This is a genomic window from Microbacterium sp. APC 3901 (assembly GCF_030407765.1).
Classification (GTDB): domain Bacteria; phylum Actinomycetota; class Actinomycetes; order Actinomycetales; family Microbacteriaceae; genus Microbacterium.
The window spans coordinates 51,673-73,471 of record NZ_JASDCU010000007.1 but is presented as its reverse complement, the minus strand read 5'-3'; the positions used below and the strand labels follow the sequence as shown (position 1 = coordinate 73,471).

The following is a 21,799-nucleotide window of genomic DNA, read 5'->3' as shown; positions in this document are numbered from 1 at the left end:
GAGGCTCAGCGCCCGTGCGATCTCAGCGCACCCGCACCTCGTCGCCGATGCGGATGACACCACCGGACCACGATCCGTCCTTCGTCTCGCCCGGCAGCAGCAGTCGGCCCAGCGTCGGCTCGTCCTGCCCGAGGTCGCTCGTGAGAGTCTTGAGCACCTTCGCGTCGCGGACGCCGGTGTCGGGGTTGGCATGTGTCGCCAGGCATCGCACGATCGGACCCGCGGTGCGGAACGTCACCTGACCGATGCTCAGCCCACCCGTCCAGTCGAGCTCTGACCACGGGGCGACGTCATCGACCACCACATTCGAGCGGAACCGGCGGTCGTCGATGCCGAAGCCGAGGGCGTCGCTGAGCGCGTCGACGCTGCCGCGACTGTGCACCGAGACGTACCCGCGAGCGCGGTCCTGGAACCTCGACGTCACGCCATCGCCCACCAGCACGAGCGGCAGTCGCCCGGGGCGGCGGGCCCGCCGGCCCTCCGCGCTCGCGAGCACGAACTCGGTCACGGCATCTGCGAGATCGACACGACCGGCGTCGTCGAGTCCGGCCTCGACGAGCACTGCTCCCTCGTGCTCGATCCGCACGCGCTGCCGGGCATCGTCGTAGTCGGTGCGCAGCGCCGCGAGCCCGGGAAAGTCCTGCAGCGAGAGCCCCTTCGCCTTCGGCCAGTGGTCGAGCCCGTCGCGGTGCTCCGGGGCGCTCGCATCGGCGAAGCGGAAAGCCAGCACGCGATCGCCCGCGATCCGGCCGTCGGGTTGCACGGTCAGGGAATCGACGGATTGGGGAGTGAAGCCCTTGAGCGGGTGACGGAAGAGGGACACGACACGAGCCATGAGGAAATCCTCTCAGGTCGATCGGTCGGTACCCGTTCCGGGTACGACGAAACCCCCGTGCATCGCACGGGGGAGTCGACGACGAACGAATCGGCGGTCAGGCCTTTTCGAGTTCGTCCTCGTCTTCGTCCGCATACTCGTCGGCCCACTTGTCGACATATGCGTCTTCAGCGTCGCTCGGGTGCGCGAGTTCGCGCTCGAGCGCCGAGTAGTTCACCGACGGACTGAACGACTTCAGTTCGCGGGCGATCTTGGTGTGTTTCGCCTTTTGACGGCCACGGCCCATGCCTGAGACCCCCTCACGAGTTAAGCTGCGGACAATCATCTGCCCGAGTCATTCACGACACCGGCTGAGGGCCGGTAAGAGTAGCATTCAGAATAGCACGCGGCCAGACCGCACTGGCCCGTTGGCAGCTGGTGAAGGGAGCGATCTTCATGACCGACAACACCTCGACGCCCACCGACGAGGCCGCACAGAACGCGACACTGCAGAAGGCCGTGATCGTCGGGATGCAGCCGGGGCAGCCCGCGCGCGTGATCGAAGAGGCTGCGAGGTACGCGCGGCTCCTCCGGGTTCCGCTCGTGGTGGCGCACGTCGACGTCACGCGCTTCGTCACCTATGAAGATCCTGATGGCTACGTGCACTCGGCGCCCATCGACATCAACCTCAACGCCGGCGCGGCCGAGTTCGAGGCCGTGCAGGCCGAGGCCGCTGCCGCCCTCGAGGGGACAGGACTGACGTGGACGGCCCGCCAGCTCGTGGGTGACCCGGCCCTCGCCATCAAGCAGCTCGCCAACAAGCTCGACGCTCAGCTGATCGTCGTCGGCACGCGCAAGCGCGGCATCGGCGAGTCGATCCGGGAGTTCTTCACCGGATCCGTCGCCGCCCGGCTCGCGCACCGTCAGCAGCGGCCGGTGATGGTCGTGCCCCTGCAGGACCCGGTTCCCGACTCGCAGCCCGAGATCTGGACCGAATAGTCTCATCCGGCCCTCCGTCCGTCCCTTTCCGGCACGGATGGCTGGTCGGCTCCCGCCCGGCTGGTCAGATCGACCGAACAGCCCAGGCGACCGGAGGACGTCAGCCATCGATACGACCGAAGCCCCTCTCGTCGAGTGACGGGAGGGGCTTCGGTCGTATGCCGGGGGCGAGGTCAGCGACGGAGTGACGCCAGCGCCGTGGTGATTCCGCGCGCCGCGGCATCCAGCCCGTCCTCCAACTGCGTGACGACGGATGCCGGCAGTGTGCCGCCCTGCGCCACGTGGGTGCGGAGGTCGGTGCGTACGCGGGCTCGGAACGCGTTGATCACGGCATCCGCCCGGTGCATCTCCTCGCGGCTGATGATGCGCTCGTCGTCGCCTGCGGTGCGCGGGCGGGACTTGGATGCTGCGCGGTCGTCCTTCTCAGCCGTGGCCAGGTCGGCGCGCAGGCTCTTCATGGCCTCCTTGACGCTCTGCCGCACCTCGTTGGCGATCAGTCGCACCGAGTCGGTGAGACCCGCCTCGATGCCGGCGAGGTCGCCTTCGCGCGACGAGAGCTCGGCGCGTCCGGCATCCGTGATCGAGTAGATCGTGGTGCGGCCGTCGACGGTCTTGCTGACCAGACCCTCTTCCTCGAGCTTCGCGAGCCGCGGGTAGATGGTGCCGGCGCTCGGCGTGTAGGTGCCACCCGTGCGATCGGTCAGGGCCTGGATGATGCCGTAACCGTGCTGAGGAGCCTCGGCGAGCAGTGAGAGCAGGTAGAGCCTGAGGTCACCGTGGGAGAAGACTGCGGGACTCATGCTTCCTCCCATTCAGGGTCGTTCTCGATCGAGGCGGGCGTGCGGCGAAGAACGGTGACGCCGCCCGAGACCGAGTTCGCGCGCAGGTCGACGAAGCGTCCGGCCAGCTCGCCGGTCGTGCCTGTGTAGTTGTTGAGTCCGGAGGAGCCGCGCTCGACGCCGTCGATCAGCAGACGTCCGCTCAGCGAGCGCACGACGTAGTTCGCGGCGAGCGACTCGTCGAGGCGCACCGTCGTGCCGCCCGAGACCGAGTTGACGTTGATCGCGTTCACGTCGCCGGCGGCGTCGACCAGGGTCGAGCCCGAGACGATGTCGACGGTGGCGCGGCGGATGGTGCCCGTGACGGCGACATCGCCTGAGACGCTGTTCGCGCTGATCGAGCCCGTGAGGCCGCGCACCTGCACGTCGCCCGACACCGAGTTGACTGTGAGGTCTCCGATGAGGGTGTCGACGATGAGGTCGCCCGAGACAGTGTTGAGGCGGGCGTCGTTGCGGATGCCCGAGACGAGTGCGCCGGCGCTCACGACGCCGAGGTTGAGGGCGATCGAGCGGGGCACGGCGACGCTCACCTCGGCCTTGGGACCGCCCGAGCCGAAGTTGCGGAACACCTCGAGGAAGTTGTCCCAGCCGAGCTGCGGGTGGTCGATCTCGACCTCGCCGTCGTTCGCTTCGATGCGGAGGTCTTTGGTGGTGACACCGTGCACCTCGATGCGGATGCCGGGTTCGTCGTGCGCGATGACATCGACCTGACCGCCGACCAGGCCGATCTTCAGTCGGGTGACGTTCTCGATGTCGATGACGCGTTCTTCGCCGGGGGCGATGAGCCACTTCTCGGTCATGTCTGCTTCTCCTGGTTCGAGGGAACACGATATATCGTGTGTCGCAAGAATAACACGATATATCTCGATCTTGTCAAGAGGGGTATCGAGATCCCCGTTCGAGCCGCGTCAGATGAGGGGCGGGGTGTGCCAGATGCGGTCGATGTAGTCGCGGATCGAGCGGTCGGATGAGAAGAACCCGGTGCGGGCGACGTTGAGGATCGCCGAGCGGGTCCACGCATCCTGGTCGGCGTACGCGGCATCCACTCGTTCTTGTGCCGCGATGTACGACGCGTAGTCGGCGAGCACCATGAAGCGGTCTTCGTAGAGCAGGTTCGAGACCACGGGCTCGAACACCGAACGGTCGCCGCGAGAGAATGCACCGGATGCGATCAGGTCGATCGCCCGGCGGAGGCCCTCGTCAGCCTGGTAGAACTCCTGGGGCCGGTAGCCGCGGGCCGACAGGTCGGAGACCTCGGGCTCGCTCATGCCGAACAGGTAGAAGTTGTCGTCGCCCACGAGCTCGCGGATCTCGACGTTCGCGCCGTCGTCGGTGCCGATCGTGAGGGCGCCGTTCAGCGCGAACTTCATGTTGCCGGTTCCCGATGCCTCCTTGCCGGCGAGCGAGATCTGCTCCGACAGGTCGGCTGCGGGGATCACACGCTCGGCGAGGGTCACGTTGTAGTTCGGCGGGAAGACGACCTTCAGCCGGCCCTCCAGTCGCGGGTCGGTGTTGACGACCTCGCCCACGGCGTTGATCAGGTGGATGATGCGCTTCGCCATCGCGTATCCGGGCGCTGCCTTCGCGCCGAAGATCGCGGTGCGCGGCACGACGTCGGCCGCGGCGATGCGGCCCGAGACCACACCCTCGTAGGTCGTGACGATGTGCAGCACCTTCAGCAGCTGTCGCTTGTACTCGTGCAGGCGCTTCACCATGACGTCGAGCATGTGGTCGTCGCTGATCTCGATGCCGTCCCGTTCGCGCAGCACGTCGCTCAGGCGACGCTTGTTGGCGGCTTTCACTCCGGCGAACGCGGCACGGAACTCGGGATCCTCGGCGAACGGCTCCAACTCGCGCAGGCGTTCGAGGTCGGTGATCCAGCCCGTGCCGATCGCGGCGGTGATGAGCGACGAGAGATCGGGATTCGCCAGGCGCAGGAAGCGCCGAGGGGTCACGCCGTTCGTGACGTTCGTGAACTTACCCGGGAAGAACGCGGCGAAGTCGCTGAGCACCTTGTCGCGCAGCAGCTGCGAGTGCAGCTCGGCGACACCGTTGACCTTCGCACCGGCGACGGTCGCGAGATACGCCATGCGTACCGAGCGCACCGGATGCTCGGCGATGATCGACATGTTGCGCACGAGCATCTCGTCGTCGCCGAAGCGCTCGCGCACCGCCACGAGGAACTCGTCGTTGATGCGATAGATGATCTCGAGGTGGCGCGGCAGCAGTCGGCCCAGCAGTTCGACCGGCCAGACCTCGAGTGCTTCGGGAAGCAGCGTGTGGCAGGTGTAGGCGAAGCACTGCTGCGTGATCGCCCACGCGGCATCCCACTCGAGGTGCTTCTCGTCGATGAGCACGCGCATGAACTCGGGCACCGCGATCACCGGGTGCGTGTCGTTGAGCTGGAAGATCACGCGCTCGGGCAGGTTCGCGAGGTCGAAGCCGTCGGCGAGCATGTTGTCGAGGAAGTCGTGGATCGATGCCGCGACGAAGAAGTACTGCTGCTGCAGGCGCAGTTCCTTGCCCTGCGGAGTGGAGTCTTCGGGGTAGAGCACCTTCGAGATGTTCTCGGCGAAGGTCTGCGCGCGCACGGCCTCTTCGTAGTCGCCCGAGTTGAAGATGCGCAGGTCGAAGGCGCTCGTGGCGACCGCGCTCCACAGGCGCAGAGTGTTGACGCGACCGTTCTGGAATCCGGGGACCATGTAGTTGTAGGGCACCGCATGCACGTTCCACGCGGGGACCCAGCGGCTCCGGGGGACGCCCTCGTCGTCGTACTTCTCGGTGTGGCCGCCGAATCCGATCGTCTGCGCATCTTCGGGGCGGGCGAACTCCCACGGCGAGCCGAGTGCGAGCCAGGCGTCGGGCTGCTCGATCTGCTGGCCGTCGACGAACGTCTGGCGGAAGATCCCGTATTCGTAGCGGATGCCGTAGCCGATGCTCGGCACCGCCATCGTGGCGAGCGAGTCGATGAAGCAGGCGGCGAGGCGGCCGAGTCCTCCGTTGCCGAGGCCGGGCTCGACCTCGTGAGCTCGGAGCTCGTCGAGGTCGATGCCACACGACGCCAGGGCCTCGGTCGCGACGTCGGTGAGGTCGGCGGCGAGCAGGTTGTTGTCGAGCTGGCGACCCAGCAGATACTCGGCCGAGAGGTAGCAGACGCCCTTCGCCTGCACCTCCTTCTGGTGCCGCATGTCTTCGAGCCAGCGGGCCATCAGATAGTCGCGCACGGTGTGCGCGAGGGCGAGGTAGCGGTCGTTCGCACTGGATGCCGACAGCGCGACGCCTCGGTCGAAGTTGAGGTTGTGCAGGAAGCGCTCCACGAACTCATCCGCTGTGCTCGGGGGAGCGATCACAGGGGCGAGGGCGAGCGGATGCAGGGAGGAGTGTGATTCGGGCACGTGACGACCGTAGCGAGCGCCGAGCCGATCCGTGTGACGGACGGATGAAGAATATCGGTTGGGCACACCGCTTGACCTTGACGCCGCGTCAACTTCTACCGTGGAGTCATCGAAGAACGGATCCACGGAAGGAGGACGCGATGACCGGTCGTGACTGGTCGATCCAGGAGATCGCCCGACTCGCTGGCACCACCAGCAGAACGCTGCGTCACTACGACGACGTCGGCCTGCTGCCGCCCTCGCGCATCGCGCACAACGGCTATCGCCACTACGACGAGGCCGCGCTCGTGCGCCTGCAGCGCATCCTGCTGCTGCGTGAGCTCGGACTCGGTCTGCCGCAGATCGCCGAGGTGCTGAACCCGGTGAATGCGCGGCAGAGCGAGGAGTCCGCTCTCGAGACCCACCTCGCGCTGCTGCGCGAGGAGCAGAACCGCCTGGCGCGACAGATCGCGTCGGTCGAGAACACCATCAACGCATTGAGAGGAGGTGAAGAACTCATGGCAGAGAACATGTTCGACGGTTTCGACCACACCGAGTACAGGGAGGAGGTCGAAGAGCGCTGGGGTCGCAAGGCCTACGCCGACAGCGACCGCTGGTGGCGCGGGATGACCGACGCCGAGCGTGCCGACTGGCAGCAGCGCGTCTCCGACCTCGGTCGCGACTGGATCGCCGCCGCGGAGAGCGGCATCGACCCGGCATCCGCGGAGGCTCAGGACGTCGCTCGTCGCCACGTCGAGTGGCTCATCGGCATCCCGGGAACCCCCGCCGCCGTTCCGGGCGGTGACGTGAAGGGATACGTCGTCGGGCTCGGCGAGATGTACGTCGCCGACCCGCGCTTCGGTGCGAACTACGCGACGTCGGCCGGTGGCACGCAGGGCGCGGAGTTCGTCCGCGACGCACTCCGCATCTACGCGGAGGGCAACCTGTAGGACGCCGCGCGGCATCCGCATCCGCATCCGCGCCCGTCAGCGACTGCTGCGGGGTCAATTTCGCATCGGAACCGCGTGGTTCAGGTGCGTTTTTGACCCCGCACGGCGTGGGGCGTGCGTTTGTGACCCCGCACGGCGTGGGAGGTGCGCAATTGACCCCGCACGGCGTGGGGCGTGCGTTTGTGACCCCGCACAGCGTGGGAGGTGCGCAATTGACCCCGCACGAGCGAAGCGACGAGACGAGAACGCTCCGCTTTGCACAGATCGAGACACCGCGGCAAGGCCGAGAGCGAATGCCGGTGCGGGGCGTAGGGTCGTGCCATGGCCCCCCGCCGCAGACGCACCGATGCCGCGCCGCTCTTCGCCGCCGCAGCGGTCGCCTACACCGCGAACGTCGCCCTCGGTTCGGCCGTCGCCGCCAAGGTGATCGACACCAGCAACTTCCGCTGGCTGCATCACGCGATCTACATCGCCACCTGCGTCGCCGCCGCCACTGCCGTCTCGTCCGCGATCTGGGGCAGGCCGAGGCACGCGAGCCGCCGCGCCGCACTCGCGCTCGCGCCGGCCGCCGCCCCGCTCGCCGCCATCCCGTACCTCGGCACGCACAGCCGACGGCATCCGCTCGTCGCGCTCGCCGCGGCTCCCTTCATCGTCGCGGGCCTCATCTGCTCGCGTCTCGCCACCGACCGGAAGTGAACGCATGGAACTGCTCGACGCCATCCGCCGCCGCAAGACCACAAACGGGCCGTTCCTGCCCGACCCGGTGTCGGAGGAGCATCAGCGCATCCTGCTCGAGGCGGCCGGGCGCGCACCCTCGCAGCTGAACAGTCAGCCGTGGCGGTTCGTGGTCATCGAGAGCCGCGACACCATCGATCAGATCGCGCGCATCTCGGGCGAGAGCATGACCGAGGCCATGTCGAACGGCACGTTCTTCGAGCGCTACAAGCCGTACTTCCGCTTCAGCCAGGCCGAGATGGAGGAGAAGCGCAGCGGGATGCTGTTCGACAAGCTCCCCGCGGCCCTGCGCCCGTTCACGAGCCAGGTGTTCACGAAGCGCGGTCAGAAGCTGATGAACACGTTCGGCGTGCCCAAGACCCTGGGCGAGGAGAACCACAAGCTGGTCGGCGGCTCTCCGCTGCTGCTCGGCGTGATGCTCGATCGCAGCGAGTACCGGCCCGGCCAGCTCTCGTCGTTCTACTCGGTGTTCAGCATGGGGGCGGCGATGGAGAACGTCTGGCTCACCACGGTCGAGCTCGGCATGGGCATCCAGTTCATCTCCTTCCCGATGGAGGTTCCTGGTCGCTGGGACGAGATCGTGAAGCTGCTGCGCGTGCCAGACGACCTCGAGCTCATGGCCGTGTACCGCCTCGGCTACCTGCCGCCCGAGCAGCGCCGCCCCGCGATCGACTGGTCGAGCCACCAGCGCAAGCTCGCCTCGCAGTATGTGTTCCGCGAGAACTGCGATGAGCCCCAGCAGGGGTGGGACGCACCGCCGCCGGGTGCGGGAGCGCCGTCGGCGAGCTGACGATCAGCCGCCGCTCTTGCGGGGCAGCGGCTTCAGATCCTGCAGCGCCGGGCCCTCGATGCGCGTGCCGTCCGCCTCGAACCGAGAGGCGTGCAGCGGGCAGTCCCAGGTGCACTCCTCGTCGTTCCAGGCGAGCACTCCGCCGAGGTGCGGGCATACGGCCGAGACCGCGCGGGTGACTCCGCCGACCGTCGAGATGGCCACCGGGCGTCCGCTGCGGTTCGCGACCACGCCCTCGCCCTCAGACGGCTTCGGAACCGGCACCGGGTTGCGCTCGGCCTCGACCCACCCGCTCGTGGCGGCCGCAGCGACCTTCGCTCCTTCGGCGGCTCCTCGGGCGAGGTCGGCCGGCACCGTCAGCCTCGTGCCCAGCTTGACCATCCACGACGGTCGGTCGTGCCAGCTGGCGCCGAGGATCTCGGCGGTCAGGCGAAGTGCAGCGGCCGGCGCGTTCGACAGGCCCCACTTGGCGTATCCGGTCGCGAAGCGGATGCTGCCGAGCCCCCGCGGCATCGCACCGACGAACGGGATCTGATTGTGCGACTCGTAGTCCTGTGCCGACCAGCGGTGCGTCTCTTCGGCATCCGGAAAGTACTGCCTCGTCCAGTCGACCAGATCGTCGACCGCGGCGGCTTCGCTGTCGGAGCGCCCGACCGGATGCCCGTTGCCGCCGACGATGAGCTGCGCCGTGCCGCCGGGGCCGTCGGCCGGAGAGACCGGACGGATCGACCGGCTGGGGGAGTCGAGCGAGATGAAGGTCGACTCGGGCACCTCGCCTGACACGCGGAACGAGACGCAGTACGAGCGGAAGGCGCGCATCTTGGTGAAGTACAGCCCGCGGTCGAGGATCGGATAGCCCGTCGCGATCACGATGTGCTCGGCGAACATGGGCCCGACCGGGGTCTCCACGCGCGGCTCGGGGAGGACATGGGTGGCGGTGACCCGTACTCCCGTGTGCAGTGTGCCGCCGGTCGCGAGCAGCTCCTCCGCGAGCGCCTGAGCCACGAGTGCAGGGTCGATGGTCACCTGGTCGTCGAGGGCTGTGGCGCCGACGACGGGGAACGCCGCCTCACCGAGCTCTGCCCGGGTGAGCATCCTGGTCTGAAGGCCCGCTTCGCGCGCCGCCTCGTGCACTTCGCGCACCGAGTCGAGGCCGCTCGGATCCTGCGCATAGGAGTGATCGATCCGTCGCTCGTAGCCGACCCCCGCGTGGTCGGCGAAGCCCACCAGCCAGTCCATGCCCTCGCGGTTGGCCTCGACGTACGCCTGCAGGAGGGAGGCCGAGTGGTGCCTGCGGATCTCGGCGAGGCGCTTGCCCTGCAACAGGGTGAGCTTGCCCGTGTTGCCGCCGGTCGCCAGCTCGGCGACGGCGCCCGCCTCGATCACCGCCACGTCGAGCCCCGCGCGCGTCAGCATGACGGCGGTGGTGAGGCCGGTGAGGCCCGCACCGACGATGATCACGTCATGCCGTGCGCCGGGGTCGAACGGTGTGCCGATGGGCGGAGTCCGGTCGAGCTTCCACAGTGGCTTCATGGCGTCAGTCTTCGCCCCGCCGCCGCTCCGTCACACCCGGTTGACAATCAGCGGATGCGTTGCAACGGCGCGGCTAGAGTTGTCGCGTGACTCTCCGCAGCCTCCTCCTCGTCTTCGCAGGAGGCAGCATCGGCACGGCGGCTCGGCTCGGGGTGGGACTCTCGATCCCGGATGCCGGGGGCTTCCCGGTCGCCACCCTCCTGGTCAACGTGATCGGGGCGCTGCTGATCGGCATCCTCGCCGCGCGACTGCCGCAGACCACCGGTCTTCGGGTGTTCCTCGGCACCGGTGTGCTCGGCGGCTTCACGACCTACAGCGCCTTCATGACGGGCACGGATGCGCTCGGGGCGGATGCTCCGCTGCTCGCGTTCTCGTATGCGGCCGGCAGTCTCGTGCTCGGCCTTGCCGCTGCTGCTCTCGGGCTGCGCCTCGGGCGCCGTCGGCCGACAGCTCGTGTCGAGGGAGCCCGCTCGTGACCCCGCTGCTGTTCATCGGGGCCGCGCTCGCCGGAGGCGTGGGGGCCGCGCTGCGGTACCTCGTCGATCTCGGCATCGCCAAGGTCGCGGGACGGCGCTTCCCGTGGGGGATCTTCGCCGTGAATCTCACCGGATCGTTCGCGCTGGGCGTCGTGACCGCGGCGCTGCCCGACCAGGCGTTCCTCCTCGGCGCCGGTCTGCTGGGCGGATACACGACCTTCAGCACCGCGATGCTCGACACGGTCGCGCTCTGGCGCGACGGCGAGCGCAGGGCATCCGCGTTCAACGCCGTCGGGATGCTGCTGCTCGGTCTGCTCGCTGCCGGCCTCGGGCTGGCCCTCGGCTCGCTGCTCTGATCACGCCGATCTGACGTCGCTGTTCCGGCCTCGCCTTCGCGGGTACGGATCGGTGCTTGCGCCCGTCGCGTCAGCCGGGCTAGTCTCCTTGCTAATCGTTTAACTGCTAATCGTTTAACACACGAGATCCCGACGCCGCCACGATTCCCTGCACCCGTCAAAGGAGACATCGATGCCCCGCACCTCCCACCGCGCCCTCGCCGCCCTCACGGCGTCGGCGGCAGCCGTCCTCGCGCTCAGCGCCTGCTCGTCGTCGACCGCAGGAGGGGACTCGTCCGGAGGCGACGTCACCCTCAGCTACGCCATCTGGGACGAGAACCAGAAGCCGGCGATGGAGGACATCGCGGCGGCGTTCGAGAAGGAGAACCCGAACGTCACGATCGACATCCAGGTGACTCCCTACAAGGAGTACTTCACCAAGCTGCAGACAGCCGCCACGGGCGGGTCCGCCGCCGACGTGTTCTGGATGAACGGTCCGAACTTCCAGCTCTACGCCTCGAACGGCCAGCTCGCGCCGCTCGATGACGCGGGTGTGGATGCCGCCGACTATCCCCAGGGCCTGATCGATCTCTACACGTTCGACGGCGCGCTCTACGGAGCGCCGAAGGACTTCGACACTGTGGCGCTCTGGTACAACAAGGCGCTGTTCGATGCGGCCGGGGTCGACTACCCCACCGCAGGCTGGACCTGGGACGACTTCACCGCAGCGGCCGCCGCGCTGACCGACCCGGCCAAGGGGCAGTTCGGCGTGGCCGCCAGCCAGTACGGCCAGGAGAACTTCTACAACTCGATCGCGCAGGCGGGCGGCGAGGTCATCTCCGCCGACGGCACCGAGAGCGGCTACGGCTCGCCCGAGGCGCTCGCCGGCATCGAGCTGTGGACGGATCTGATCGAGGCGGGGTCGTCGCCGACCGCGCAGCAGATGACCGACACGAACCCCGAGGACTTCTTCCTGTCTGGCAAGGTCGCGATGTTCCAGAACGGCTCGTGGGCGGCCATCGCTTACGGAGACAACGCCGACATCGCCGACACGGTCGACGTCGCTCCGCTCCCCGAGGGGCCGAAAGGCAACCAGAGCGTGATCCACGGTGTGGGCAACGTCGCCAACGCGAAGAGCCCGCACGTGACTGAGGCGAAGGCGTTCGCAGCCTTCGCCAGCGGCGAGCAGGCCGCCGAGATCCAGGCCGAGACCGGCACCGTGATCCCTGCGTTCAACGGCACCCAACAGGGCTGGGTCGACGCACTGCCGCAGTACGACCTGCAGGTCTACATCGACGCTCTCGACACCGCGGTGCCCTACCCGGTCTCGAAGAACACCTCGGCGTGGACGAGCATCGAGAGCGAGGTGCTGTCGCAGGTCTGGTCGGGCGCCGTCGCCCCCGAGGCGGGCCTGAAGGACCTCGCCGAGCAGATGCAGGCGGCGCTGGATGCCGAGCAGGAGTAGTCGCTCATGACCGTCACCGCGTCGCCGCCGCGCGCGCAGGCAGAGCGGATGCCGGAGGCCACGAGCCCCGGCATCCGCCGCCGTCGGCGCAACCCGGGCGCCTCCCCGTGGTGGGCTCTGGTGTTCATCGGACCCACCGCCCTCGGCATCGCCGTCTTCTACCTGTGGCCGACCGTGCGCACGCTCATCATCTCGTTCACCAAGTCGGGGCCGTTCGGCGGTTCCGAGTGGGTCGGGATCGAGAACTACGCCCGCCTGTTCCAGGACCCCGAGCTGATCGGCGCGCTGCGCAACACCGCGATCTACACGGTCATCGCCCTCATCGGCATCCCGTTGGCCGTCGGTATCGCCGCCCTGCTCAACACCGCAGGGCTCAAGGGACGCAGCGCCTACCGCACGCTGTACTTCATTCCGGTCGTCACGATGCCGGCCGCGATCGCACTGGTGTGGCGCCTGATCTACAACGGCGACTACGGCGTGCTCAACGCAGCACTCGGCTCGGTCGGCATCGAGGGGCGCAGCTGGCTCACCGACCCGAACACCGCTCTCGTGGCCATCGCCGTCGTGGGCATCTGGGCCGGCCTCGGAACCAACATCGTCATCTTCCTCGCCGGGCTGCAGGGCATCCCCGACACGATCATGGAGGCTGCCGACCTCGACGGCGCCGGCCCCGTGCGCAAGTTCTTCTCGATCACGATCCCCCTGCTGTCGCCGTCGATCTTCTTCGTCAGCGTCATCAGTGTGATCGGGGCCCTGCAGGTGTTCGACCTCATCTACATGATGCTCGGACGCAGCAACCCGGCCATGCCCAACACCCGCACGGTCGTCTACCTGTTCTACGAAGCGGGGTTCCTCGACAACGACCGGGGGTATGCCGCCGCCGTCGCCTTCCTGCTGCTCGTGATCATCCTGGTGCTCACGGTCGTGCAGTTCCGTCTGCAGAAGAAGTGGGTGCACTATGAGTGAGGTCTCGCTCGACACGCGCGCCGTCGTCGGTGCCTCTCCCGCGCGCTCGGCGGGGCGCGCGGGCAAGCCTCGCAACCGCGCGATCTGGATCGTGCACCTCGTGCTCCTGGTGGGCGCGATCCTGATGGTCTTCCCGTTCATCTGGCAGCTGCTGACCTCGTTCAAGACGCTGTCGGACTCCGTGCAGGTGCCGCCGAGTCTCCTCCCGCGCGAGTGGGTGTTCACGAACTTCGCCGAGGTCTTCGACTCGATGCCCTTCGCGCAGATGTTCGCCAACTCGGTGCTTCTGACCATCGGCCGCACGATCGGTCAGGTCGTGCTGTGCACGATGGCCGGCTACGCCTTCGCCCGCATCCCGTTCCCCGGACGCAACGCGCTGTTCGTGGTGTTCCTCTCGGTGCTCATGGTGCCGTCGCAGCTGTACCTGCTGCCGCAGTACGAGATCATCCAGGCGCTCGGGTGGCTGAACACCCTGCAGGCGCTGATCGTGCCCGGGATCTTCAGCGCGTTCGGCACGTTCCTGATGCGACAGTTCTTCATGTCGATGCCCGCCGAACTCGAAGAGGCGGCGCGCATCGACGGGGCGAATCCGTGGCAGACCTTCTGGCGGATCATGGTTCCGCTCGCGAAGCCTGGCATCATCGCTCTCGTGGTGTTCACTGTGCTGTGGTCCTGGAACGATCTGCTCTGGCCGTTGATCGTGACGACCGACCCCGCCAAGATGCCGCTGTCGGTCGGGCTCTCGCAGCTCGTCGGCATCCACGGCACCGACTACCCGGTGCTGATGGCCGGAGCGCTGCTCGCGACCCTGCCTATGCTGGTGACCTTCATGATCCTGCAGCGGCAGTTCATCCAGGGCATCGCCTTCAGCGGATCGAAGGGCTGACCCATGGCAGAGCGCAGGCAGCAGTCCACCACCTCACGGCGTCCGACCCTTCGGATGGTCGCCGAACGTGCGGGGGTCTCGACGGCCACCGTGTCGTATGTGTTCTCCGGGCGCGCGGGTGCCGCGTCGGGGTCCGGGGTGGCCGAAGCAACCGCGGCCCGCGTGATCGCGGCGGCCGACGAGCTCAACTACCGTCCGAACATCGCGGCGCGAACGATCCGCACCGGTCGCAGCGGCATGGTGCAGCTGTCGCTGCACATGCTGAGCGACCCCTGGTCGCTCGCGGTGGCGGATGCGGTGAACGCCGAGGCGAACCGGCACGGCCTCACGACGCTGATCCTCGCGGATGGCGACTGGCACGCGGCACTCGACAGGGTCGAGAGCGACGTCGCCTATCTCGACGGCGTGGGGGTCGACGAGGATGCCGAGCGCAAGCTCGCCGACCTCGTGCAGCGCGGGCAGCGGCTCGTGGTCTTCTCGGAGCACCTCGAGCCCGCCGGTTTCGACGTGGTGCGCTCCGACGCGATCCCCGGCTGCGAGCTCGCGATGGACCACCTGCTCGAACGACGTACGGCGATCGGGTGCCTGGCCGCCGAGGGCGCCGTACGTCTCGCGCCGACCCAGGTCACCCGGTACACGCCGTACCTCGAGAGGATGGCTGCCGCGGGTCTCGATGTCGATCCGGACTGGACCGTGACGTACACCGAGGGGCAGGCCAGTGCGTTCGCCGCGGCCGTGCAGCTGCTCTCGCGTGCGGACCGGCCCGATGCGATCTACGCCACCACCGACTTCGCGGCCATCGCGACGATCAATGCGGCGCACATGCTCGGGCTGCGGGTGCCGCACGACGTCGCCGTGATCGGCGTCGGCAACACCCCCGACGCGCAGCTCATCGCGCCCACCCTGACCACGGTCGGCCCGACCGACTTCTACGACAGGCAGGCGCGCATCATCATCGATCGCGCGCTCGCCGCGGACGAATCAGCAGGGCAGTTGCACGAGTTCGCCTGGTCGCTCTTCCCCGGCGCGTCGACCGACCTCGACGCGCCCACCTCTCATTCGCGCTGACGCCGCCGTCTGCGCGCACATCCCTACCCAGAAGGACCACCGTGGATCTCACCATCGGACTCATCGGCTTCGGCGCGCGCGCCACACTGCGCGAGGAGGTGCACCGCCCCGGTCAGGGGTCGCGCATCACCGCGGTCTGCGACCCGTCGGAGCGGGCGCGTGACGACGCGCGGCGTCTGCTTCCGAATGCCCTCGTCACCGACTCGCTCGACGAGCTGCTCGCCTCCGGCATCGACGCGGTCATGGTGCTCACGCCCGACGACACGCACGCGGCGCTCAGCATCCGTGCGCTCGAAGCCGGTGTCGCGGTGTTCTGCGAGAAGCCTCTCGCGATCGACCTCGCCGACGCCGACGCCATGCTCGAGACGGCCCGACGCACGGGCAGCCGCCTCTACATCGGCCACAACATGCGCCACATGCCGGTGATCACGCTGATGCGCGGGCTCATCCAGGACGGGCGGATCGGCGACGTCAAGGCCGTGTGGGTGCGCCACTTCGTGGGGCACGGCGGCGACTACTACTTCAAGGACTGGCACGCCGACCGCCGCCGCACGACGGGGCTGCTCCTGCAGAAGGGAGCGCACGACATCGACATCATCCACTGGCTCGCGGGCGCCTACACCGAGCAGGTCGCGGCCATGGGCGAGCTCAGCGTCTACGGCGACATCACCGACCGCCGCGATCGCACCGGAGAGCGGATGCCCGACTGGTTCAGCGTCGACAACTGGCCGCCGACGTCACTCACGGGGCTCAACCCGGTGATCGACGTCGAGGACATCTCGATGGTCAACATGCGCCTCTCCGGCGGCATCCTCGCCTCCTACCAGCAGTGCCACTTCACGCCCGACTACTGGCGCAACTACACGGTGATCGGCACCGAGGGGCGCATCGAGAACGTCGGCGACACGGCCGGCAGCGAGGTCAGGCTGTGGAACCGCCGGCACCGCGGAGCCGCCGACGCCGATGAGACCTTCATCGTCCCCGAGGCGGAGGGCGCCGGCCACGACGGCGCGGACGCGCTGCTGGTCGCGGAGTTCCTGCGGTTCGTGCGCGACGGGGGAGTCACGGAGACCTCGCCGGTGGCTGCTCGCGAGGCGGTGGCCGCCGGCATCCTCGCCACCGCGTCGCTGCGCGGCGACGGCTCGGCGATCGCGATTCCTCAGCTGGATGCCGACCTCGTCGCCTACTTCGAGCGCGGTCAGGTCGAGTGAGCGGCGCGCGGAGGCCGTCGCAGCAGCAGCGGCACCCGAAGCGAACCCTCAGGTTCGGGATGCAGAATGTACAAAAGTACATGTACGCCCGTACAGGGGTGATCGCTGGGGGTCCGAATGAGCGATGGCACGCGCCGCCGCCGCGATCCTGAAGCACGCCGTCGCGAGATCGTCTCCGCGGCTGCAGAGCTGATCGTCGAGATCGGCGTCGACGCATTGACGCACCGCAAGGTCGCCGCGCGAGCCGGAGTGCCCCTCGGCTCGACGACCCAGTACTTCGCCACCCTCGACGACCTGCGCGAAGCGGCGATCGGGGCGCTGGCCGCCGAGATCGACGCGCGGATCGACGCGACCCGGCGAGCCGTGGTCATCGAGGGAGTGACGCCGGAAGGGCTCGCTCGCCTGGTGCGCCGAGGGCTCGACGACGCCCGAGCGGTGCAGGCCGACCGGGCCGTCGTGACCGCCGCCGTGCACGATCCGCGCGTCCGTCAGTTCGCCCGACTGTGGTCGGACGAGATCGTGGGCTTCATCGCCCCCGTTCACGGAGTCGACAGAGCCAGGGCCGCAGCCGTCTTCATCGACGGCGTACTCTGGCACTCTCAGATCCACGACGAGCCGCTCGACGAAGAGCTCATCCGCGACGCCCTCGCCGGGATCCTCACTCCTCAGGCGTCGCCTCCCGCACCCGCCGCCGCAGCATCCGCCTGATCAGCAGAGAGAGAATCCGCCTTGTCGAACCTCGCCGTCCTGAGTCTCAAGAACCGCGCACTGATCGCGTTGATCACGATCGTCGCCGCCGTGTTCGGCGGACTCGCTCTGACGAATCTCAAGCAGGAGCTCATCCCCTCGCTCGAGCTGCCCAACCTGATGGTCATGACGACCTACCCCGGCGCGTCGCCCGAGGTCGTCGAGAACGACGTCTCCACGCCGATCGAGTCGGCGATCCAGGGCGTTCCCGGTCTCGAGGGCACCACCGCCACGAGCACCACGAACGCCTCGATCGTGCAGGCGACCTTCGCCTACGGCACGAACCTCGCGACCGCGGAGCAGAAGATCCAGCAGGCGATCAACCGCATCTCTGGCGAGCTTCCCGAGGACATCAGCCCCCAGGTGCTGGCGGTGTCGATCGACGACTTCCCGGTGATCCAGGTCGCCGTCACGGGGTTCGACGACGCCGAGAACGCTCAGGCGGAACTGACGAGCGTCGCGATCCCCGAGCTCGAGGACGTCGACGGCGTCAACGCCGCGCAGCTCATCGGCGGCGTCGGCCAGCGCATCACGATCACGCCCGACGTCGCGAAGCTCGCGGCCGCGGGTCAGAGCACGCAGGCCATCACCACGGCCCTGCAGCAGAACGGCACGCTGTTCCCCGGCGGCGACATCACCGAGAGCGGTCAGACGCTCACGGTGCAGACCGGCGCGAAGATCACCTCGGTCGAGGAGCTCGCCGCGCTGCCGCTCGTCGGCACGAATGAGACGATCGGCGACGTCGCCACCGTCGTGCAGGAGACCGATCCGATCTCGTCGATCTCCCGCGTTGACGGCGAGGACGCGCTGTCGATCTCGATCACGAAGCTCCCCGCCGCGAACACCGTCGAGGTGTCGCAGGGGGTCATCGCCGCGCTCGACACCATCGGCGAGGCGTTCCCCGACGCCGAGTTCACGATCATCTTCGACCAGGCGCCGTTCATCCAGCAGTCCATCGAGACCCTCGCCACAGAGGGCCTTCTCGGACTCGTCTTCGCGGTGATCGTCATCCTGGTCTTCCTGCTGTCGATCCGCTCGACGCTGGTGACGGCGATCTCGATCCCGACCAGCGTGCTCATCACCTTCATCGGTCTGCAGGCGTTCGGCTACTCGCTCAACATCCTCACGCTCGGCGCGCTCACGATCGCGATCGGCCGCGTGGTCGACGACTCGATCGTCGTGATCGAGAACATCAAGAGGCACTACGTCGGCGACGCCGACAAGGGCGACGCGATCCGTCTCGCCGTGCGCGAGGTGGCGATGGCGGTGACGTCGTCGACCATCACCACGGTCGCGGTGTTCCTGCCGATCGTGTTCGTCGGCGACATGGTCGGCGAGCTGTTCCGGCCGTTCGCCGTGACCGTGTCGATCGCCATGGTCGCTTCGCTGCTCGTGTCGCTGACCATCGTGCCGGTGCTCGCGTACTGGTTCCTGCGCCCCGGCAAGCCGCTGCTCGACGAGAACGGCGTGCAGATCGACCCGGAGCACCCGGATGCGCCGCTGACGCCGCTGCAGCGCGCCTACCGTCCGATCCTCGGCTGGACGCTGAAGCACTCGGGCGTGACCGTGATCCTCGCGGTGGTCGTGCTGGGCGCCACACTGGCGGCGGCTCCGCTGATGAAGATCAACTTCCTCAGCGACTCCGGTCAGAACACCATGACCGTGACTCAGGACCTCGGTCCCACCGCGAGCCTGGAGACGAAGTCGGAGGCGGCGATCGCCGTCGAGGACGCCCTGCTCGACATCGACGGCGTCACCAACGTGCAGGCGTCGATCGGATCCAGCGGCTCGGCGCTGCGCGACGCGTTCTCCGGCGGTGCCGGCGTGACGTACTCGGTGCTCACCGACGCCGACGCCGACCAGGAGAAGCTGCGCGCCGCGGTGCAGGACGCGATCGAAGACCTCACGGACGTCGGAGAGGTGACCGTCGCATCGTCGGCCGGATTCGGCTCGAGCGACATCGAGATCACGGTGTCGGCGTCGAACTCCGACGACCTGCAGGCAGCGACCACCTCCGTGGTCGATGAACTCGACGGACGAGAGGGCATCGGTCAGGTCACCGACAACCTCGCCGCCGCTCTGCCGTACCTCGCCGTGGTCGTCGACCGCGACGCCGCCGCGCAGCGCGGGCTGTCGGAGGTGGCCGTCGGATCGATCGTCTCGAACACGATGCGCCCGCAGCAGGTCGGAACGGTCGAGATCGACGACACCGCGTTGACCATCTATCTCGCATCGTCCGAGCCGCCCACGACCGCGCAGGCGCTGCGAGAGCTGGCCATCCCGAGCGCGCTCGGTGTCGTGCAGCTGCAGGACATCGCCACGGTCGAGGAGCGCAACGGCCCGACCTCGATCACCACCGAGCAGGGACGCCGCACCGCGACGATCACCGTGCCCCCGGCATCCGACAACCTCGCTGTGGCGACCCAGTCGGTCACCGAGGCGCTCGCAGCGGTCGACCTCCCTGACGGCGCATCGGCCGAAGTGGGCGGTGTCGCGTCGCAGCAGGCCGACTCGTTCTCGCAGCTCGGTCTCGCGATGCTCGCGGCGATCCTGATCGTCTACGTCGTGATGGTCGCGACCTTCAAGTCGCTGCGACAGCCGCTGCTGCTGCTCGTCTCGGTGCCGTTCGCGGCGACCGGCGCGATCCTGCTGCAGATCATCACGGGCGTGCCGCTCGGCGTCGCGTCGCTCATCGGTGTGCTGATGCTCATCGGCATCGTGGTGACCAACGCGATCGTGCTGATCGACCTCGTGAATCAGTACCGCGAGAAGGGGCTGTCGACGATCGATGCGGTGCGGGCCGGTGGGGAGAAGCGTCTGCGGCCGATCCTGATGACGGCTCTCGCGACGATCCTCGCGCTGACGCCGATGGCCCTCGGCATCACCGGACATGGCGGGTTCATCTCGCAGCCGCTCGCGATCGTCGTGATCGGCGGGCTGCTGTCGTCGACCGTGCTGACGCTGATCGTGCTGCCCACGCTCTACAACCTCGTCGAGGGTGCGAAGGAACGGCGCCGTGCCCGCAAGGCGGGTTCGGGCGAGGACGGCTCCGCCGCGGCGGGCGAAGCAGAGCCTGCGGACGGTCCTGCGCCTGCTGACGGGGTGGCCCTCACGGGTGCCTCGTCGGGCGGCACGGCTGCATCGTCCGAGCTGCCGCACGCGAACCAGCTGACGCGTCGAGAGCTGCGCGAGCGCGGCGAGTAGCCGCCGACTCCGTTCACGGTTCAGCACCGCTGAGCCCGATGCCCGCCCGGAAGCGTCTCCCGGGCGGGCATCTGCGTGGTCGTCCGGCGTTGTGGAGCCGGCGTCCGTTCACAACGCAGGAGATCTGACCGCTCAGGCGCCAGGACGGCCGTGGATCCGGTCGCGGCTGCACGTGTTTCCTGAGTCATGCACGCGCGACGACGGCCGTCGCTCGGCAGTCGTGCACCCCACGCGGTGGTCGAGGGCCTCAGTCGAGCGTGATGCCCCACTCGACGGTCCAGGTCTCCCCGGGGTCCAGGCGCCGGATGCCGACGCCGCTGTTCAGCGCGTCGGCGGGCGCGGTCATGGGCTCGATCGCGACGGCGAGGGACTGCCCCGGATACTTGTCGGTCGTGTAGACCTGCACGAAGTCGAATCCCGCACCCTGCCACAGGGTCAGGCGACGTCCGTCGGGCGCGGTCAGCGAGTGACGGATGAGCCCGTCTGCGTCGCGGTCGAGGTCGGTGAATCCGGTGTCGAGGCTCACTTCGCCGAGGCGCACGCCGTCGCGCAGCGCGGCATCCGCCGGGTGTGTGCCCGTCGGCAGCATCCGCTCGTCGGTGGTGAAAGCGGTCTGCGCGGGCACGCGCAGCACCAGTTCGCGGGGATCGACATCGCCGATCGTGACGAACGGATGGGTTCCGAGCGCAACCGGCGCGGCCGTGGTCGAGCGGTTGGTGAGCGCGTGCGTCACGTCGATTCCGTCAGCTCGCAGCACGTATGTGACGCTCGTCTCGACCAGATACGGGTAACCGGTCTGCGGGAAGACCGTGGCGCTCAGCGTCGTCGCCGAGGCGGTCTCGGAGATGTCGTAGGCCGTGAATCGCAGCAGTCCGTGGCTCGCATTCGTGAACTTCGGCTCCGTGATGGCGAGCTGCCGCTCGGTGCCATCGTCGTTCCAGAGTCCGTCCCTGACCCGATTCGGCCAGGGAGCGAGCACCACGCCCGAGCACGAGGGCGTCGGCGAGTCGAGCGGATAGGGAGCGATCAGGTCGACGGAGCCGATGCGGAGGGAGCGGAGGCACGCGCCGACCTGCGCGATCTGAGCGCTGACGTCGCCGAGCTGAAGGTGCACCTGTGTGCCTGTGGGGGATGCGGAGTTCACTCCGCAATCGTATGGCGACCCACGTCGACGATGGGGCGGGGGACTCTTTCAGGTGCGACCGCTACACTTGATGCGTCGGCTTCGGACACCCGCGCAGTGCGCGGACGTTTTTGTGTAAGAAGTGTGAGTCCAGGGGCCGATGGTGAGCGTCGCTCGACGCTAATCAACCATCACATGAATGGCCCCGGCCGCTGACAGTCCGGAAACCCCGCGTGGTCGCATCCGACCGCGCGCAGGGTAGCGCGCGTGTGCGCGGCGCCGTT

The 21,799-nt window shown here is 68.3% G+C and carries 20 protein-coding genes; 13 read left to right on the top strand and 7 right to left on the bottom strand.

What is annotated here, in order from left to right; translation table 11 throughout:
* Window positions 1–22: 22 nt before the first annotated feature.
* Together QMA07_RS08020 and QMA07_RS08015 are read right to left on the bottom strand one after the other, a co-directional pair.
* Window positions 23–835, bottom strand: a complete 813-nt coding sequence (locus QMA07_RS08020; protein ID WP_290161043.1) for an MOSC N-terminal beta barrel domain-containing protein — start codon at window positions 833–835, stop codon at window positions 23–25.
* A 97-nt stretch (window positions 836–932) separates the two neighbouring features.
* On the bottom strand, window positions 933–1,121 hold the full coding sequence (locus QMA07_RS08015; protein ID WP_042537993.1) for a DUF3073 domain-containing protein: 189 nt from the start codon (window positions 1,119–1,121) through the stop codon (window positions 933–935).
* 149 nt (window positions 1,122–1,270) lie between these two features.
* Between QMA07_RS08015 and QMA07_RS08010 the strand changes: the two genes are divergently transcribed.
* The gene (locus QMA07_RS08010; RefSeq protein ID WP_290161042.1) at window positions 1,271–1,813 is read left to right on the top strand and encodes a universal stress protein; all 543 of its coding nucleotides are present in this window, start codon (window positions 1,271–1,273) and stop codon (window positions 1,811–1,813) included.
* 173 nt (window positions 1,814–1,986) lie between these two features.
* Here QMA07_RS08010 and QMA07_RS08005 read toward each other — a convergent pair whose 3' ends face one another.
* From QMA07_RS08005 to QMA07_RS07995, 3 genes are all read right to left on the bottom strand, one after another.
* Window positions 1,987–2,613 (bottom strand): PadR family transcriptional regulator, encoded by a 627-nt coding sequence (locus QMA07_RS08005; protein WP_290161041.1) that lies wholly within the window; start codon window positions 2,611–2,613, stop codon window positions 1,987–1,989.
* Window positions 2,610–3,452, bottom strand: a complete 843-nt coding sequence (locus QMA07_RS08000; RefSeq protein WP_290161040.1) for a DUF4097 family beta strand repeat-containing protein — start codon at window positions 3,450–3,452, stop codon at window positions 2,610–2,612. Before QMA07_RS08000 ends, QMA07_RS08005 begins: the two co-directional genes overlap by 4 nt.
* 108 nt (window positions 3,453–3,560) lie before the next feature.
* Window positions 3,561–6,002 (bottom strand): glycogen/starch/alpha-glucan phosphorylase, encoded by a 2,442-nt coding sequence (locus tag QMA07_RS07995; protein WP_290161176.1) that lies wholly within the window; start codon window positions 6,000–6,002, stop codon window positions 3,561–3,563.
* Window positions 6,003–6,187: 185 nt separating this feature from the next.
* Here QMA07_RS07995 and QMA07_RS07990 point away from each other — a divergent pair, with 185 nt between their 5' ends.
* The 3 genes from QMA07_RS07990 (at window position 6,188) to QMA07_RS07980 (ending at window position 8,501) form a co-directional block, all read left to right on the top strand.
* Window positions 6,188–6,976, top strand: a complete 789-nt coding sequence (locus tag QMA07_RS07990; RefSeq protein ID WP_290161038.1) for a MerR family transcriptional regulator — start codon at window positions 6,188–6,190, stop codon at window positions 6,974–6,976.
* Between the two features lie 321 nt (window positions 6,977–7,297).
* On the top strand, window positions 7,298–7,672 hold the full coding sequence (locus QMA07_RS07985; protein ID WP_290161037.1) for a hypothetical protein: 375 nt from the start codon (window positions 7,298–7,300) through the stop codon (window positions 7,670–7,672).
* 4 nt (window positions 7,673–7,676) lie between these two features.
* On the top strand, window positions 7,677–8,501 hold the full coding sequence (locus QMA07_RS07980; RefSeq protein WP_290161035.1) for a nitroreductase family protein: 825 nt from the start codon (window positions 7,677–7,679) through the stop codon (window positions 8,499–8,501).
* Between the two features lie 3 nt (window positions 8,502–8,504).
* Here QMA07_RS07980 and QMA07_RS07975 read toward each other — a convergent pair whose 3' ends face one another.
* On the bottom strand, window positions 8,505–10,034 hold the full coding sequence (locus QMA07_RS07975) for an FAD-dependent oxidoreductase (RefSeq protein WP_290161033.1): 1,530 nt from the start codon (window positions 10,032–10,034) through the stop codon (window positions 8,505–8,507).
* An 86-nt stretch (window positions 10,035–10,120) separates the two neighbouring features.
* Between QMA07_RS07975 and QMA07_RS07970 the strand changes: the two genes are divergently transcribed.
* The 9 genes from QMA07_RS07970 to QMA07_RS07930 all read left to right on the top strand — a co-directional run bounded on the left by QMA07_RS07970 (window position 10,121) and on the right by QMA07_RS07930 (window position 20,392).
* A complete protein-coding gene (locus QMA07_RS07970) occupies window positions 10,121–10,510 on the top strand; it encodes a CrcB family protein (protein ID WP_290161031.1) in 390 nt (129 codons plus the stop codon).
* A complete protein-coding gene (locus QMA07_RS07965; RefSeq protein WP_290161029.1) occupies window positions 10,507–10,866 on the top strand; it encodes a CrcB family protein in 360 nt (119 codons plus the stop codon). Before QMA07_RS07970 ends, QMA07_RS07965 begins: the two co-directional genes overlap by 4 nt.
* Before the next feature lie 172 nt (window positions 10,867–11,038).
* Window positions 11,039–12,310, top strand: a complete 1,272-nt coding sequence (locus QMA07_RS07960) for a sugar ABC transporter substrate-binding protein (RefSeq protein ID WP_290161028.1) — start codon at window positions 11,039–11,041, stop codon at window positions 12,308–12,310.
* A 6-nt stretch (window positions 12,311–12,316) separates the two neighbouring features.
* The gene (locus tag QMA07_RS07955) at window positions 12,317–13,276 is read left to right on the top strand and encodes a sugar ABC transporter permease (RefSeq protein ID WP_290161027.1); all 960 of its coding nucleotides are present in this window, start codon (window positions 12,317–12,319) and stop codon (window positions 13,274–13,276) included.
* Window positions 13,269–14,162, top strand: coding sequence for a carbohydrate ABC transporter permease (locus QMA07_RS07950; RefSeq protein WP_290161026.1), 894 nt, complete (start codon window positions 13,269–13,271; stop codon window positions 14,160–14,162). Before QMA07_RS07955 ends, QMA07_RS07950 begins: the two co-directional genes overlap by 8 nt.
* A gap of 3 nt (window positions 14,163–14,165) precedes the next feature.
* Window positions 14,166–15,230 (top strand): LacI family DNA-binding transcriptional regulator, encoded by a 1,065-nt coding sequence (locus QMA07_RS07945; RefSeq protein WP_290161025.1) that lies wholly within the window; start codon window positions 14,166–14,168, stop codon window positions 15,228–15,230.
* Between the two features lie 41 nt (window positions 15,231–15,271).
* The gene (locus QMA07_RS07940; RefSeq protein WP_290161023.1) at window positions 15,272–16,441 is read left to right on the top strand and encodes a Gfo/Idh/MocA family oxidoreductase; all 1,170 of its coding nucleotides are present in this window, start codon (window positions 15,272–15,274) and stop codon (window positions 16,439–16,441) included.
* A 117-nt stretch (window positions 16,442–16,558) separates the two neighbouring features.
* The gene (locus tag QMA07_RS07935) at window positions 16,559–17,149 is read left to right on the top strand and encodes a TetR family transcriptional regulator (protein ID WP_290161022.1); all 591 of its coding nucleotides are present in this window, start codon (window positions 16,559–16,561) and stop codon (window positions 17,147–17,149) included.
* 21 nt (window positions 17,150–17,170) lie between these two features.
* Entirely contained in the window at window positions 17,171–20,392 is a 3,222-nt protein-coding gene (locus tag QMA07_RS07930) for an efflux RND transporter permease subunit (RefSeq protein WP_290161021.1), read from the top strand.
* A gap of 247 nt (window positions 20,393–20,639) precedes the next feature.
* On the opposite strand, the gene QMA07_RS07925 is transcribed toward QMA07_RS07930, so the two are convergent.
* Entirely contained in the window at window positions 20,640–21,536 is an 897-nt protein-coding gene (locus QMA07_RS07925) for an aldose 1-epimerase family protein (RefSeq protein WP_290161020.1), read from the bottom strand.
* Between the last annotated feature and the right edge of the window lie 263 nt (window positions 21,537–21,799).